The following is a 16,781-nucleotide window of genomic DNA, read 5'->3' on the forward strand; positions in this document are numbered from 1 at the left end:
GCTTATAAATTTGTTTTTTTTAGGTAAGCTTGGTAGCCTTCTTGCATTTCCGCTACTATCTTTAACGCTGCTTCACGAGGATTTTCAGCAGAGCGAATTGGTCTACCAATCACAATATAATCTCCACCCTGTAACATGGCATCATAGGGGGTGGTTATTCGCTTTTGATCATTTTTCACAGACCATGCGGGTCTAATTCCAGGGGTTACAGTAATAAAGTCTTTACCACAGCTTCTTTTAACTAACTCTATTTCCTTTGGTGAACATACAACGCCGTTACAGCCATTTTCTTTGGCGAGTTCAGCCCAATTCATAACCGTAGTAGCTACATTGTTATTAATGCCCAATTCACTTAAATTGGTTTCATCAAGTGATGTTAAAACTGTTACAGCTAATGCAAGAGGTGGGGTAGATACAGTCTTTAAGCCCTCTACAGCCTTTGTTATCATTTCGCTACCACCGCCAGCATGGAAGTTAGTCATAGATACACCTAAGCCAGCTATAACCCGTGAAGCTTGGTAAACCGTATTTGGTATATCATGTAGTTTAAGGTCTAAAAAGACCTTACCACCGCGCTCTAAAATAGCTGTTACTAGTTCATTTCCACACGAGTAGTATAGTTGCATACCAATCTTAAAGTAGCCAACAACATCATATAATTCGTCAACTAGTTTAAATGCCTCTTCTTTGTTATTAACATCTAAAGCAACAATTAATCGTTCTTTAATACTCATTATTTTAATTCTCCTTCCATGCTAAACCTATAATATCTTTAATACTTTCATAATTGTTTTTATCTAGGTACTTTTTAATGCCTTCCATTATTTCAAGTGGGGCTAGGGGGTTTACAAACATAGCTGTACCAACCTGTACAGCAGAGGCACCAGCTAAAAAGAACTCAATTGCATCTCGACTATTCATAATTCCGCCTATACCAATAATAGGTATATTTACTGCCTGGCTAACCTGCCAAACCATTCTTATGGCCACTGGTCTTATGGCAGGACCAGATAAACCGCCAATTACATTGCCTAATACAGGTTTTTGGGTATTAATATCTATTGCCATACCCGTTAAGGTATTAATCATAGAAATAGCATCAGTGCCAGCGCTCTCAACTGCTTTAGCTATTTTAACTACATCTGTTACGTTAGGGGATAGCTTAGCAATTAAGGGTTTGTGAGAGACACTTTTTAACTTTTTTAAGAGCTCAAAGGCCACATCAGCGTTTGTTCCAAAGGCCATTCCACCATGTTTTACATTAGGGCAAGATATATTTATTTCTAGGGCATGAATGTGCTCTTGACTTTGGCACATTTCAACAATCTTTAGGTATTCTTCAGCAGTTTTTCCTGCTACATTAAGAATTACTTTGGCATTTTGCTCTGCTAACCAAGGTAAGTCTTTTTTTATAAAATAATCTATACCAGGGTTCTGTAAGCCAATGGAGTTTAACATACCAGCAGGGGTTTCAAAAACACGTGTACCTGGGTTACCATGCCACTCAACTAAAGAAGTACCTTTTGTAACTACAGCTCCGATTTGCTGTGGAGTAATAAAATCATAATAATCTCTGCCATAACCAAAGGTACCTGAGGCTGAAAAGATTGGGTTATCAAAATCTATACCAAATAAGGAGGTAGCTAATTTATTGCTCATTTATATTCACCTCTTTAATATTAAATACCGGACCATCTTTGCAAACGTGAAAATATCCACCCTCGGTTTTTTTAACAGCGCAGCCTAAACAGGCACCCACCCCACAAGCCATGTACGCCTCTAGTGATACAAAGGTTCTACAAGAACTTTTGGGTAAGTTAGCAAGCATAATATTTGGTCCACAGGCATAAATAACATCAAAGCTATAGTCTTTTAATAATTGTTTGGCATATTCACAGCAATTGCCTTTAAAGCCAGCTGTGCCGTCAATGGTGCAATTAAAGAGCCTACAATCTACATCTGTAAACAGCTCACTCATTTTAGCCTGATCGGCATTACTATAGCCTAAAACTACAGTTGGTTTTATTCCCTTAACGTTAAGCTCTCTAATTAAATACTTTAGGGGGGCAACCCCAATTCCTCCCCCAACTATTAAAGGGTTTTTGCAGCTTAAATCAAAGCTATTGCCTAGTGGTGCTATAACGTCTAAAGTATTACCTTGTTTATATTGTGTTAAGCTTGTAGTTCCTTTTCCCACAACTTTGTAGAGCATTTTAATGGCTTCATTATTCTTGTCGCAGTCAAATATACTTATGGGCCTTCGTAAAATCTGAAAATTAGATTCTCCACATTGAACGTGTAGAAACTGACCAGGCTCTAGTACCAAACTAAGCTCTTTACTTTTAAGGGTTATTAAATAAATATCATCACATATCTTGGTATTTGAAATAATAGGTAGCTTATATATTTTTTTAGTCATTTTTTTCTCCTTTCTTGTATTTCACTTCTCCATCTTTAAGTACATACTGTACTTCTCCGAATAGCTTTTCATTAAGCCAAGGGGTATTTTTGCCTTTTGTAGCAAGAGAGTTTTCAGTAAGTTCAAACTCTGAGTTTAAATTGATAATTGAGATATCTGCACTAGAGTTAATATTTAAGGTTCCATTAGGCAGGCTGAATACCTTTGCTGGACTACTAGTTAGTTTGTTTATTAGTGTTACTAAATCAAGTTTATTGGTTTTAACTAAATGGGTGTAGAGCACCGGAAAAGCAGTTTCTAAGCCTGTTATGCCATTGGGAGCGTAATTAAACTCAACATCCTTTTCGTCGTATTTATGAGGAGCATGGTCTGTTGCTATTGCGTCAATTGTTCCATCTAATATACCCTCTAAACAAGCCTTAACATCATCGTCAGTACGAAGTGGGGGACTCATTTTAAGGTTTGTATCAAATAACCTAGTTTTTAGCAGTTTGTCAGTGAGTGTTAAATGATGTGGCGAAACCTCACAGGTAACTTTTACACCTTTTGCTTTGGCATCTCTTACTAGGTCAACAGATTTTTTAGTGCTTACATGGGCGATATGGAGTTTAGCTCCAGTTGCCTCAGCTAAGATTATATCTCTAGCTATCATAATTTCTTCGGCAAGGTGTGAAATACCAGCTAATCCTAATTCTGTTGATACATCACTTTCATTCATTACCCCGTTCTTACTTAAGGTTAAGTCTTCTTCGTGTACCACAATAGGACAATCTATCATTGTACTGTATTCTAAAGCATTTAACATTAAGGCTGCATTCATAATAGGCTTACCATCGTCAGAGAAAGCAACTGCTCCACTATCTTTCATTTTTAGTAGTTCAGCCATTTCTACACCAGCTAGACCCTTACTTACAGCACCAATCACTTCTAAATTGATTTTATTAATTTCTTTAGCTCTAAGCTTTACATACTTAACTAAGTAATCTTTATCTAAAGCAGGGTTAGTATTTGGCATTACACATACAGTTGTATATCCGCCCCTTAAAGCAGCTTCACAGCCTGTATCTAAGGTTTCTTTACCTTCGTAACCTGGCTCTCTAAAATGAGCATGTATTTCAACAAAGCCTGGGGTAACTATACAATTGCTGGCATCAATTACGGGCTCAGAGCTTATGATATTTTTATCTATTAATGCAATTCTACCATTTTTAACTAAAACATCAGCTTGAATTGCGTTATTGTTAATTGGATTTATTACCGTTCCATTTTTTATTAAGTAACTGTTCATTATTTTATACCTCCTAATAAAGTAGATAAAATAGCCATTCTTACTGCTACTCCATTTGGTACCTGTTTTAGGATAACTGATAAAGAGCTGTCTGCAAATTGAGAAGAAATTTCTACCCCTCTATTTATAGGACCAGGGTGCATGATAATATAATCATCGATATTTGTAATGTTCTTGTTATTAACACCAAAGTATTTTGCATATTCTCCTAAGCTAGGAATATAGCCAGCCAGTTGTCGCTCTTTTTGGATTCTTAAAGCCATAAGAATATCAGTATTCTCTACTGCTTCTCTTATATCTGTAAAAACCTGTACTCCCAATTTAGCAATTCCTTTTGGTAAAAACGTTTTTGGTGCTACTAAACGAACATTTGCACCTAACATATTTAAGGCATGAATATTACTACGGGCAACTCTACTGTGTCTAATGTCACCAACTATAGTTACTGTTTTATTTTTAAGAGTGCCACAATACTCTTGCATTGTGAAAATATCTAATAGGGCCTGAGTTGGATGTGCATGCATACCATCTCCTGCATTAACAACTGGAATTGTAAGTTTAGAACTTAAATAGTTTGCAGCCCCAGAAACTGGATGACGCATAACTACTAAATCAACACCCATAGCATGTAGGTTCCACGCAGTATCTTTAAGGCTTTCTCCTTTAACAAAAGAGCTGCCAGATTTAGAAATGCTTAAATGATGTGCACCTAAATAGTCACAGGCTAGTTGAAAAGAACATTTTGTGCGAGTACTTGGTTCATAAAAGAGTAGACCTATTGTTTTTCCTTGTAACTCTGTAGAGTAACGAGTTGTACCTTTAATAAATTGCTTATACTCTTTGGTTTTTTCTAAAAGGCTAGTTAGTTGACTTAGAGATAAGTCTTTAATGGAAATCAGGTCAGATAACGACTGCGATGATTTCATTATAAGCTCCTTTCTGATGTGACAGGGAGTGATAAGGTATAAAAAAACCTTCCTACTACCGGTAGGAAGGTAAAAAATTGTACCAAAAAATCATAACTCCTTACCGGCCTCACGGGACCGTCCTTTAAAGGTGTGTCACAGTCTATTAAATTGTGATTTTGTGAAATAAAGCTACAAATATCTTGTAACCAAAATCAGCCTACCAAATCATGACTAACTTGTCAAGAGCAATTAACCAAAATGGAAAACAAGAATAAAATGTAAAGAGTTATATTATGAAATAAATTAAAAATAGAGTTGGTAGAAGGAGAAAGTGGTTATAATGCCTTTACAATATTTGTGTTTAGTAGCTTTAATTATAGGTATAGTTATTAATTTAAATAATAGAAAAACAATAATATATGTAGAGTTAAGAGAGCTAGCGTATAAACTGATGCTTTTAGCAGAAAAAGATTTTGAGTCAGGTAGTGGTAAGGAAAAATTTGAATGGGTTATAAATAAAATTTATGAGCATTTGCCAAAGGTTACTAACCTGTTTGTTTCACGTGAGGAACTAGAACAGTATGTACAGCAATTATACTTTCAAGCTAGATTTTAATAGATGAGGGGCAGTCTAACGGTCATGTTTAATTAATACAGAACCAATATTAATCATTATTTACAGCTGCCAGTACTCAAATACTGGCAGTTTATTTTATGAAACAATATCTTTAGCATAATTAGCTATACCAATAAAAGGATTTATCTTTGTTAACAAGAATATAGTTATAGATTATAGTTATATAACCATAATAGTAAGGGGGAATTATAATGGTATATTGCGCTTGGTGTAAAGATAAACCTTGCTCAACTGGTGATAATAGTTATCCAGCAAACTGTCCTAATAACAACAATTGGATGGAAGAAGTAAAAGAAGAATATAGAAAGGAAGAGAATAATAAAATTTTTAAAACAGCTGCTTATGTTGAAAAAACTGGCTATGGAGAATGGACTCGCTTACAAGAAATCAAGGAATTTTCCAAAAAAAATAATTATGAAAAACTAGGTTTAGCTTTTTGCCAAGGTTTAGGTTCAGAAGCAAAGATTGTAGCAGATTATTTTAAACACCATGGTTTTGAGGTAATATCGGTAGTTTGTTGTACTGGTGCAGTTGATAAAACTGATATGGATATTCCGGAGCAGTATCAGTTTGAACCAAGTAAACACGAGTCTATGTGTAATCCTATTGGACAAGCGTTTTTACTAAATAAACATAAAACAGATTTTAATATTGTATTAGGACTATGTGTTGGTCATGATAGCTTATTTTTTAAGTACAGTGAGGCACCTACAACAGTGTTAGCTGTAAAAGATAGAGTTTTAGGGCACAATCCTTTAGCTGCAGTTTATTGCTCAAATTGGTATTATAAGAATAAATTGCTTAAATAAATAAATAAATAATGATTTATATAAATCTATAAGAGACAGTCAAAAAATGGATTTTTGCTATTTGCTTGCTGTCTTTTTTGCTTCATAGTAAAAGCTTAGTCTTTTTATCCAACTGCCCCTTTTCTATATTAATTATAATAAACTACAAAATAAAAAGCACTTTAATTGTATTTAATAAAAATAGCTATAGTACTTTTAAAACATATAAAAAAAACTGTACTTTTTTAAATATTGTTAAATTTTATTTGTCCTTCTGTGGAAAGATATAACATAGAAAATGCAGGAGGAGTAATATAGTGAATTTAAATTGTGAAATGGTGAAACACACAGGAAATAAAGAATTATTTACAGCTATGGATATGTCTATCATGTCCCTATTATTAAAACAATCATTAAATATTCATGCTTATGGTTTACGAGGAACAGGTAAAACATCAGCGTTAAGATCTATAAAACGATATCTACCCTATATTGAAAGAATAAAGGGCTGTGAGTTTAACTGTGATCCTAAAAACCCTATTTGCCCAAAACATCGCTCCATGAGTGATAGGGAACTCAGTTTGCTGGAGACAGAATTTATTCAAATGCCATTATTAGAGATTTCTCATTCTGCAAAATTAGGTACTGTAGTAGGTAGTATTGATTTAAAACAATTGACAAGTTCAAAGGACCCAAGTGTAGCTCTTTTACCAGGTACAATTGCTAGAGCGAATAGAGGGATTGTTTTTATAGACGAAATAAATAGACTAGCAGATACATCACCAGAACTAACAGATGTTTTATTAGATGTTATGGGCACAAAGCCTGGTACCTTGCAAATAGAAGAAGAAGGATTGCCTAAAGTTGTACTGCCAATCACAATATCTATATGGGCGGCAAGTAATCCAGACGAAGACCCTGGCCCTTTAAAGAGTATACGTAAACAGTTATCAGATCGTTTTGACTTAAATATTCATGTAGAGAGACCCTCTAATATAGAAGATTTAATGTCGATAATTATCAATAGTAAACCAAGTTTTCATCCACATGTAAAAGATAAATATAAACAGCTACTTAGCAAAAATGATAAGCTAGAGTTTGATCAAATATTACTTAGAAAAATGGCTTCTATTTTCCTAAGGTATGATTTAGAGAGCTTAAGATCAATAAAATCATGGTATATGGCCAGTAAAATGCATACCCTTTATCGAGGTAACATTAGGGTAGAAAATAAAGATCTTATTGATAGCTTTATAATGTGTTTTAGGCATAGATTAGATCAAGATTTAGTGGAAAGAATTGTTTTTGACTTACAAGGAAAAGCAAATACATCTATTAATGAAACTGAGAATCAAAGGGGAAATAAAGTGGGTAAATCTTTGAGTAATGTTAATGAAGACCCAGAACAAAAGTTAAACAATAGTAAACCAGATCAAAAAACATGGGGTTCTTGGTTAAGTGATTTGTTTTTTAATGGCTCTAACAGCTCAGCAACAGATAAAGTAGAAAACCCCGAGAATGAGCTATCTCACTATGAAGAAAACATTTTAAACGAAGCCAGAGAAATAAGCTCAATACCTGTTGGCCAAAGAATAAAAAAGACAGGTGAGAAGTAAATATGTTAGCTTCAGTAACTAAAAGAGAGCATGAAGTGCTTATTAAATCAATAAAAAACTGTAATGCTTTAAGGGTTGGTGAAACAGCTGTAGTGAGTTCTTGTGTTCATACAATAGATAGCCCATTTAATGGAATAGTGTACATAAATAAAAAGGCTGATGCCGGTCAGTTTTTTTATAAACGTCCTAATAAAGGTGAGGTCATCCATATAGATATTTTTCATCAAATAGGTCATGTTTCCCATAAAGCATTAGCCAAACAATTACTACATAGTATTGAATACTACCAAAAAATAAAACATAAAAAAATAAATTATGGATATTATGGTTCAAAAATGGAGGACTATATTGATATCCAAACAGCAACAGGTGGTGGGAGGTTATCTGGCAGTGGCAGATATGGAAAAAATAAAAAAGTTAGAAGAAATCATTTAAATCACTGTCACATAACACTTTTACTACACCCCAATAACTATGATTTAATATTGTATTTAGTAAACTCAACAGAGCAAGTAATTAAGCAGCAAAACCTTAAATTAATAGCCATTGAAAATATTTTATTTGAAAATCAGCAAAGTTTCAAACAGCTTAATGAGGAATTTGAGTCTTCTACAGACTCCTTATTGCACAAAGAAATAAAATCTAAAATGGATGTTATTGAAGGAGTAGACTGTCAAACTATCTTAGACTCTTTTACTAAAGATGGTTTACTAACAGCTGACTGGGAGTTCTTGTCTGGCAATGGAACTGAGTTTTCATTAATGTTTGATTCTTCTGAAGTTTATTTAGATGATATTATTAACAAAAAGTTTCAGAAAAATAAAACTAAAGGCTCTAATACAACTAGTAAAATGACTGGAGTAAAAAAAATATTTAATAATAAACAAAAAAATGTAAAACAATACAGTAGCTATACATTTATAAACAATTCAAACCAGTATACAAGTTCTTATCGGTCTAAAAATATTAATCAGCTCTTTAATAAAGGATCAATAGCAGTAACCCAAACTATAAAAAATGCATTAATAAGAAACTATAATGAAACCAAAAAGCTAGGTAAACTAAACTTTAAAATGAGTGATTTAAGTTATTATCAAAAACCAAAACAATCTTATCGTAATTTTCTATTTTTGTTTGATTATAGCGACAGTATGAAAGGAGTAAGAATTAAAGCAGCTTGTGCTTTAATAGATAAGCTCTTATCGTGGTCAAGAGATAAAGTGGCTGTGATAAGTATTCAGGAGAATAACACAAAATTACAGTGCGGGTTTACTCGCAATAGACAACAACTGTTAAACACCGTAAAGTCCTTAAACCCTTTTGGTTTAACACCATTAGCTGAAGGTATTGAACTAGCCTATGATTACATTAAAAGCAATAAATTTTATAAGACTGAAGTAGTTTTAATAAGTGATGGAGTACCAACTGTTTCTCGTTATGGTGGAGATCCTGTTACTGAGGCAGAAATGGAGGCAATTAAGCTCTTAAGTGATAATATTAAATTTACTTGTGTTGGTGTAAAACCAAATCAAAGTATCATGAAAAGAATAGCTAAAGCTGGCGGTGGCAAACTATTTATTACTAAAGACTTAAGTGAGGATGTTTTATTACAAATATTCCGTAGAGAATACGAAAAAATTAATGCTATTAGTAGAATAAGTTAAATCAATAATTAATTATTCATAAAGGGGTTCCTTTTTAAAGGGCTCCTTTTGTGTTTAGAAAAAAAATATACCAATTACCATACATTTGTAGTTATAATAGAATATAAAGATAAACAATTGGAGAGAGATAATGAGCTATAAAGCAAGTAAACATATTTGGAAGTTAAAAGATAAAAACACAGAACTATATAATGAGTTTTATTCTTTGGCTTTGCAAATATACAACAATAGAGAAATAAAACAGGATCTAAACGAATATTTTAAACCCCAAATGGGCTTTTTACATGACCCTTTTTTGTTACCAGATATGTATAAAGCAGTTGATAGATTAAAACAAGCAATTGAAAAGAAAGAAAAGATAATTGTATATGGAGATTATGATGTAGATGGTATAACCTCAATAACCACCCTAAAAAATGTTTTAGCTGATTTGGGAACAGAAATTGATTACTATATACCTGATCGTATGAGTGAGGGATATGGTGTAAATATAAAGGCAGTATCACAGTTGGTTAACAATTATGACTTACTAATTACAGTTGATTGTGGTATTACAAGCATTAATGAAACAGAATTTGCTATGAGTAATGGTTTAGATGTAATAATTACAGACCACCATCTACCAATAGAGCAATTACCCCAGGCAATAGCTGTTGTTAATCCTAAAAGAGTAGACAATGTATATCCAAACGATAAGTTAGCAGGTGTAGGTGTTATATTTAAAACCTGTGAGGCATTGTTAACGTCTTTATATAATAAAAGTGTAGCTCGAGAGAAAATACTTAAATATATTGATGTAGTTGCCATAGGAACCATTGCGGATATTGTTCCATTAGTTGATGAAAATAGAACAATTGTTAGTGTTGGTTTAAATCAATTAAATAAAAAACCGAGTTTAATTGGTTTAGGTGAATTAATAAAAGTTAGTGATATAAAAAATAAGGAAATTGTTAGTAGCCATATAAGCTATCGGATTGCGCCAAGGCTTAATGCGGGGGGTAGAGTAGGATCAGCTAAAGATTCCCTAGAGCTTTTATTATCTAATACCAAAGTTAAAGCTCAGGAATTAGCAATATTGCTTGATAATCAAAATGAAAAAAGGAAAAATATTGAAAAAAGAATAGAATTTGAAGCCATTGAAATGATTGAAAACAATATTGATAAACACTGTAATTTTATAATGTTATATAAAGAAGATTGGCACCATGGTGTTTTAGGTATTGTTGCTTCTCGATTAGTAGAAAGGTATTACAGACCTGTTTTATTATTTAGTAAAGAAAATGAATTTATAAAGGGAAGTGGTCGCAGTATTTCAGGATTGCATATGCAGCAATTGCTAACCAAGTTTAAGGAATATTTTATTAGTTTTGGGGGGCATGCTATGGCTGTAGGTGCAAAGCTGAAATACGAAAATTTCCAGCCTTTACACCAGCTATTGAGTGATTACGTAAAAACTAATTGTACAGCAGAAGATTTAATACCTAAACTAGATATTGACACCATAATAGACCTACCTGAAACAAGTATTGAAAATATTACAGAGGTTAATAGCTTAAAACCATTTGGCATAGGTAATAAAACACCTACTTTTTTATTAATGGGTTGTGAGGTAGTTACTGTAAACATGTTAGCCCAAAATAAACATACCAAGTTAGTTATTAAACAGTTTAATAGAAGCATTGATTGTCTTTTTTGGCAGCGTAATGATTTAAATATTAAGGTGGGAGATATTGTTGATATTGTAGGAAAGTTAGAGAAAAGCTATTGGCGAAATAAACCTGTTATAAATTTAATTGGCAAAGACATTAGATTTAATAAAATTAAGAGCTTTATAAACAAAAGAAATACTAAAAATAAAGATGATTACTTAAATAATCTACAAGATAATTTAAGTAGTTTTGCCATAGTATTTTATGGCTATAACTATGGCAAGTACACTAGTTATATAAAAAATGACATTAGACCAGTCGGTAGAGAAGTTATCTTATATTATAATAATGGTAGCTTTAATCAAGTGAAAAGCTTACATGATACTGATTGTAAACATGTTGTTATTTATGATCTTCCTATACACACAAATAAGCTATATAAAGTTAATATAAAAGAAGATATTTGTTTTCATTTAGTGTATAATAATAACGATTCTTTAGAACAGTTAAATAGTTTAAGTTCCTTAGCGATAAATAGAAATACATTTGCTACTTTTTATAGGATGTTAAAGGATAATAAGGAGCTGCAATTTGAGCTAAATATAAACGAAGATAAAGACACTAAGGGTAGAAGTGTTGCAAAACTAACAATGCTTAAAATTTTTGCTGAATTAGGGTTTTTATCTTGGTCAATATTTGATAATTATATGGTAAAATATAAGTTCAAAAACATAATAAAAAAACGAGATTTAAGTAACTCTCAGGCTTACAATTACTACTTAAAATTAATTGAATCAGCAAGAGAGGAACATAAATTATTATTATCACCAATTAATATTTTTGAAAAAATATATATGAGGGGGACTAAATAATGAATATTAGTCAAATAAAAGAATTAGTTAGAGAAGTAATGGATTTTCCTAAAGAAGGCATAAACTTCATGGATATAACTACAGTATTACAGCATAAAGATGCCTATAAAACTGTTATTGATATGCTAGCTAATGAATATAAAAATGATAACATTGATGTAGTAGTAGGGCCTGAAGCTCGAGGCTTTATTGTGGGTGCTCCTTTAGCTTATGCTTTAGGTGCTGGTTTTGTCCCTGTTCGCAAACCTGGTAAATTGCCAGCTAAAACAACAACGATTAATTATGATTTAGAGTATGGTTCAAATAGTTTGCAGATGCATATAGATGCTATAAAACCTGGTCAAAAAGTATTAATTGTAGATGACTTACTAGCAACAGGAGGTACTGCAGCAGCATCTGTTAAGTTAGTAGAAGAACTTGGTGGAGATATTGTTGGAGTAGGATTTATAATTGAGCTTGAGTTTTTAAATGGTAGGAATTTACTTGCTCCTTATACTATAAAATCCCTCATAAAGTATTAAGGAGGAGTATTGTGGACTTAACTGCTTTAACCGAAAAATTAAAATTTGAGCTAACAGATATTCAACAGGAAACACTTTATAAGGCCTACGATGTAGCATTAAATGCCCATAAAGATCAGTTTCGTGAGAGTGGTGAGCCTTATATAAGTCATCCGCTTGCTGTTGCTATTTTGTTGGCTGACTATTTAGAAATGGACTTCGAAACTATAGTTGCAGGGTTACTACATGATGTTGTAGAGGACTCTGCTACTTCTGTTAATGAAATAAAAAAGATTTTTGGAGCAAGAATAGCTCTCTTAGTAGATGGAGTAACTAAATTAACTAGTATGGAGGGCAAAACTAGAACAGAGCAGCAGGCTCATAATCTTCATAAAATGTTTTTAGCAATGTCTAGTGATATTAGAGTTGTTATTATTAAGCTTGCAGACAGATTGCATAATATAAGAACACTAAATAGTACATCTATGGAGAAACAAAAAAGAGTTGCTCAAGAAACACTAGAAATATATGCCCCTTTAGCGAACAGATTAGGAATGAATTCTCTAAAATCTGAACTAGAGGATCAGTCTCTAAGATATATACGTCCAGAAAGATATCAAGAAATAAGAGCTCTAATTGATAAAAAGAGATCAGAGCGAGAGGGCTTTGTTACCGACATTATAAATACCTTAGAACACAAATTATCAGAAGTGAATATAAAAGCGGAGATAAAGGGTAGGCCCAAACACTTTTTTGGCATCTATAAAAAAATGGTAGATAAAAATAAGTCATTTGATGAAATATATGATTTAACTGCTGTTAGAATTATTGTAGATAGTGTAAAGGACTGTTACGGTGCCTTAGGAGTTGTTCATACCATGTGGACACCACTTCCTGGCAGATTCAAAGACTACATTGCTATGCCTAAACCAAACATGTATCAATCTTTACATACAACAGTAATTGGTTTACGCAAAGAACCTGTAGAGATTCAAATAAGAACAGTAGACATGCATCACACAGCAGAGTATGGTATTGCGGCACACTGGAAGTACAAAGAAGGCGCTAGTGAAAACGCAAGTTTTGAATCTAAGTTAGCTTGGTTAAGGCAAGTTATTGAGTTCCAGCAAGAGCTTAAAGACGTTGAAGAGTTTGTAGATAGCCTTAAAGTAGATTTATTTTCAGACCAAGTATTTGTCTTTACGCCAAAGGGTGATGTAGTTGACTTGCCATCTGGTGCTGTTCCTATAGATTTCGCTTATAGAATCCACACAGAGGTAGGTAATAGATGCATAGGGGCCAAAATAAATGGAGCTATAGTCTCACTTGATTATCAATTGCAAACTGGAGATATAGTACAAATTTTAACCTCTAAAAGCGTACATGGGCCAAGTAGAGACTGGCTTAATATTGTAAAAACTTCTTCAGCTCGTTCTCGAATAAGACAATGGTTTAAAAGAGAGCAACGAGAAGAGAATATTATCCAAGGACAAGACCTGTTAATTACTGAGATAAAAAAAGCAGGCATAGAGGTAAAAGATGTATTAAATAATAAGGAATACGATTTTGTTTCTTATGTATTAGATGACTTTAACTATAATTCTTTTGATGACTTGTTGGCGGCTATTGGTTATGGAAGCCATTCTCCTTATGGAGTTGCAAATAGATTTATAGACTATTATAGAGAGAAATACGAACCCGAAAATGTGTTAGAGAAAATTATTGAAAACGAGCAGCAGCCAACTATACCTACCAAAGGAATTGAGATTCAAGGTATTAACAATGCTCTTTTAAAACTTGCAAGATGTTGTAATCCTATACCCGGAGATCAAGTTATTGGCTATATAACAAGAGGTAAAGGTGTTACCATTCACAGGGTGGATTGTAGTAATATATTAGCTAAAAGTGATGAAACGGATAGATTTATAGATGTAATGTGGAATGATGATCAAAATAGCACGTATCCAGTACCTTTACAAATAATGTCATCGGATAGACCTGGTGTTATTTTTGATATCTTAGGAGTAATATCTAGCTTAGATATCAATATTTCTACACTACATTCAAGACGTGGAATAGTATATGTAACACTAGATGTACTTAACTTAAAGATGTTGCAAAAATTGATGAGCAGAATAAAAAGTATTCACGATGTACATGAAGTAAGAAGGGTGTAATAGGTGATATTATGAGGGCTGTAATACAACGTGTAAGTAAAGCTAGTGTTACTATAAAAAATGAGCTTTATTCAAATATTAACAATGGTTTATTAGTTTTGCTTGCTGTTAATCAAGAAGATAGTGAAGATCAAATAGCTTGGTTAGTAGAGAAAATTGTCAATTTACGCGTTTTTTCTGACGATAATGGTAAAATGAATTTGTCATTGTTAGATACAAACGGAGAGCTGCTAATTGTTTCACAATTTACCCTATATGGTGATTGTAGAAGAGGTAGACGACCCAGCTACAGTTATGCAGCGAAACCTGATATAGCCAATGATTTATATAAAAAATTTATTGCAAAAGCTAAAGAACACGTAGCTACAGTGAAAAATGGAGTATTTGGCGCTAATATGCAGATTGATTTAATCAATGATGGACCAGTTACTTTAATTATAGATAGTTTATAAAATGAGATAAAGGATGTGAGTCTATGTTAGTGAAAGCAATACCCAATGGAAAATTAGCTACCAACACATACCTTATTATTTGTGAAGATAGCTTAAAAGCAGCTATTATAGATCCTGCTGATGGTATTAAGGTATTATTGTCAGCAATTGATAACATTGATTTAGATTTTAAGATAGAAATGATTATTAATACTCATGGGCACAGTGATCATATTGCAGGCAATAAAATAATCTCTAATAGATATAATTGTGATATAGCTATTGGTGAAAAAGATGCCATTATGTTACAGGATACAGATGAGCTCTTAGCTCAATATCTAGGTATGGATAAAGATCAACCAAGTGCTACAATACTACTAAAAGACAGCGATAAAATTAAAATTGGAGAGATAGAGCTAACAGTTATTGAAACTCCCGGACACACAGAAGGAGGCATATCTTTGTACTGTGAGTCAGAGAGTCTTTTATTTAGTGGAGACACCCTGTTTAGAAGATCTATTGGACGAGTAGATTTACCAGGTGGCGATTTACCTAAAATACTAAACTCGCTACAAAAACTCATGAAATTACCTAATGATACCTTTGTTTACCCAGGGCATAGTAAAACAACAACAATAGGTTTTGAAAAGGAGAATAATCCATATTGTCAAAAGAGTGGGGAAAATTAAGAGGTGTAAGACCCGTAAAACTTGTGAATTATTATAAAATACAAAACAGTGATGAGACTATTAAAGATATATTAATCGAAAAACACGGGCTCTTTTCAAGTACAGCAGACTTATTAATTAGTGTTGCTAATACAGAACAAAAAGTTACAGCTAACATATTGAAAAATGTTAATAACGTGGCTCTATATATTAATATTCCTTTTTGTCCTAGCAGATGTACCTATTGTTCTTTCATAACCATTGAAAACAGCAAATCTAAGGATTTACAAAAGCAATACTTAGAGTGTTTACTACTAGAGTTAGATCAAGTACTAACTTACCTTAAAGATAGTGGTAAAATTATTGCTATAGTTTATATAGGTGGTGGTACTCCTACTGTTTTTGATTATAATAGTTTACAAAGTATCTTGAGTTTATTAAATAAATATGAGTTATCAAAGGTTGTGGAGTTTACTGTAGAGGCAGGCAGAGCTGACACAGTAACAAATGAAAAATTTCAATTATTAAAACAATATGGGGTTTCAAGAGTCAGTATTAATCCCCAAACAATGAATATTAAAACCCTTAAAAAAGTGAATAGAAATCACACTATAGAACAAGTATATAATGCTGTAGAGATAGCTAAAAGTTATGATTTCATTTTAAATATGGATATGATACTAGGTTTGCCAGCTGAAAATATAGCTGATGTAGTAGATACTTTAACGAAAATTAAAGCATTTAAACCACATAATATTACAGTGCATAACCTGGCAAGAAAAAGGTCTTCATTTATGACTGTGAAAAACAATTTTGCTGAATTAAATGAACAACTTTTACTAGAGATGAACCAAATTACAACAAAAAACTTAACAGATTTTTATATACCATATTATTTATACAGACAAAAAAATACTGTAGGTGGACATGCTAATATAGGTTACAGCATAAAAGGCTACGAGTGTATTTATAACATGGTAATGATTAGTGAATTATGTTCTATTTATGCCTGCGGGGCAGGTGCCGTTACCAAGGTTTTAGATAAAGATAAAAAGTTTACAAGGCTATCAACGCCCAAAAATGCAGTAAATTATATTAATAACATCAACTCAATAATAGATAAAAAAATAAGGTGGTTTAAAAATTATGAGTGTAAGTAAGCTT

At 32.6% G+C, this 16,781-nt stretch carries 15 protein-coding genes; 10 read left to right on the forward strand and 5 right to left on the reverse strand.

The features are described 5' to 3' along the window. Positions 1–2: 2 nt before the first annotated feature. Genes pyrF through IMX26_RS02285 form a run of 5 tightly spaced genes read right to left on the reverse strand, consistent with a single transcriptional unit; the run spans position 3 to position 4,633 of the window. Positions 3–734, reverse strand: coding sequence for an orotidine-5'-phosphate decarboxylase (gene pyrF, locus IMX26_RS02265; RefSeq protein ID WP_195160089.1), 732 nt, complete (start codon positions 732–734; stop codon positions 3–5). A gap of 4 nt (positions 735–738) precedes the next feature. After that, the gene (locus tag IMX26_RS02270) at positions 739–1,659 is read right to left on the reverse strand and encodes a dihydroorotate dehydrogenase (protein ID WP_195160090.1); all 921 of its coding nucleotides are present in this window, start codon (positions 1,657–1,659) and stop codon (positions 739–741) included. Then, a complete protein-coding gene (locus tag IMX26_RS02275) occupies positions 1,649–2,419 on the reverse strand; it encodes a dihydroorotate dehydrogenase electron transfer subunit (protein ID WP_195160091.1) in 771 nt (256 codons plus the stop codon). Before IMX26_RS02275 ends, IMX26_RS02270 begins: the two co-directional genes overlap by 11 nt. Then, on the reverse strand, positions 2,412–3,707 hold the full coding sequence (locus IMX26_RS02280) for a dihydroorotase (protein WP_195160092.1): 1,296 nt from the start codon (positions 3,705–3,707) through the stop codon (positions 2,412–2,414). The genes IMX26_RS02275 and IMX26_RS02280 overlap by 8 nt, the downstream gene beginning before the upstream one ends. Further along, positions 3,707–4,633: an aspartate carbamoyltransferase catalytic subunit gene (locus tag IMX26_RS02285; RefSeq protein WP_195160093.1), complete on the reverse strand. Its 927-nt coding sequence runs from the start codon at positions 4,631–4,633 to the stop codon at positions 3,707–3,709. The genes IMX26_RS02280 and IMX26_RS02285 overlap by 1 nt, the downstream gene beginning before the upstream one ends. A 322-nt stretch (positions 4,634–4,955) precedes the next feature. Between IMX26_RS02285 and IMX26_RS02290 the strand changes: the two genes are divergently transcribed. From IMX26_RS02290 to hemZ, 10 genes are all read left to right on the forward strand, one after another. After that, positions 4,956–5,231, forward strand: coding sequence for a hypothetical protein (locus IMX26_RS02290; protein WP_195160094.1), 276 nt, complete (start codon positions 4,956–4,958; stop codon positions 5,229–5,231). Between the two features lie 212 nt (positions 5,232–5,443). Beyond that, positions 5,444–6,061 (forward strand): DUF1847 domain-containing protein, encoded by a 618-nt coding sequence (locus IMX26_RS02295; RefSeq protein ID WP_195160095.1) that lies wholly within the window; start codon positions 5,444–5,446, stop codon positions 6,059–6,061. Between the two features lie 296 nt (positions 6,062–6,357). After that, a complete protein-coding gene (locus IMX26_RS02300; protein WP_195160096.1) occupies positions 6,358–7,656 on the forward strand; it encodes a magnesium chelatase in 1,299 nt (432 codons plus the stop codon). Positions 7,657–7,658: 2 nt separating this feature from the next. Beyond that, positions 7,659–9,320, forward strand: a complete 1,662-nt coding sequence (locus IMX26_RS02305) for a VWA domain-containing protein (protein ID WP_195160097.1) — start codon at positions 7,659–7,661, stop codon at positions 9,318–9,320. A 130-nt stretch (positions 9,321–9,450) separates the two neighbouring features. Beyond that, entirely contained in the window at positions 9,451–11,841 is a 2,391-nt protein-coding gene (gene recJ / locus IMX26_RS02310) for a single-stranded-DNA-specific exonuclease RecJ (protein WP_195160098.1), read from the forward strand. Beyond that, the gene (locus tag IMX26_RS02315) at positions 11,841–12,362 is read left to right on the forward strand and encodes an adenine phosphoribosyltransferase (RefSeq protein WP_195160099.1); all 522 of its coding nucleotides are present in this window, start codon (positions 11,841–11,843) and stop codon (positions 12,360–12,362) included. Before recJ ends, IMX26_RS02315 begins: the two co-directional genes overlap by 1 nt. A gap of 11 nt (positions 12,363–12,373) precedes the next feature. Continuing rightward, entirely contained in the window at positions 12,374–14,518 is a 2,145-nt protein-coding gene (locus tag IMX26_RS02320) for a bifunctional (p)ppGpp synthetase/guanosine-3',5'-bis(diphosphate) 3'-pyrophosphohydrolase (RefSeq protein WP_195160100.1), read from the forward strand. 11 nt (positions 14,519–14,529) lie between these two features. Then, a complete protein-coding gene (gene dtd, locus IMX26_RS02325; protein WP_195160101.1) occupies positions 14,530–14,970 on the forward strand; it encodes a D-aminoacyl-tRNA deacylase in 441 nt (146 codons plus the stop codon). 23 nt (positions 14,971–14,993) lie between these two features. Further along, entirely contained in the window at positions 14,994–15,638 is a 645-nt protein-coding gene (locus IMX26_RS02330; protein WP_195160102.1) for an MBL fold metallo-hydrolase, read from the forward strand. Continuing rightward, positions 15,614–16,777, forward strand: coding sequence for a coproporphyrinogen dehydrogenase HemZ (gene hemZ / locus IMX26_RS02335; RefSeq protein WP_195160103.1), 1,164 nt, complete (start codon positions 15,614–15,616; stop codon positions 16,775–16,777). Before IMX26_RS02330 ends, hemZ begins: the two co-directional genes overlap by 25 nt. Positions 16,778–16,781 lie beyond the last annotated feature (4 nt).

This window comes from Clostridium sp. 'deep sea' (assembly GCF_014931565.1).
Taxonomy (GTDB): domain Bacteria; phylum Bacillota; class UBA994; order PWPR01; family PWPR01.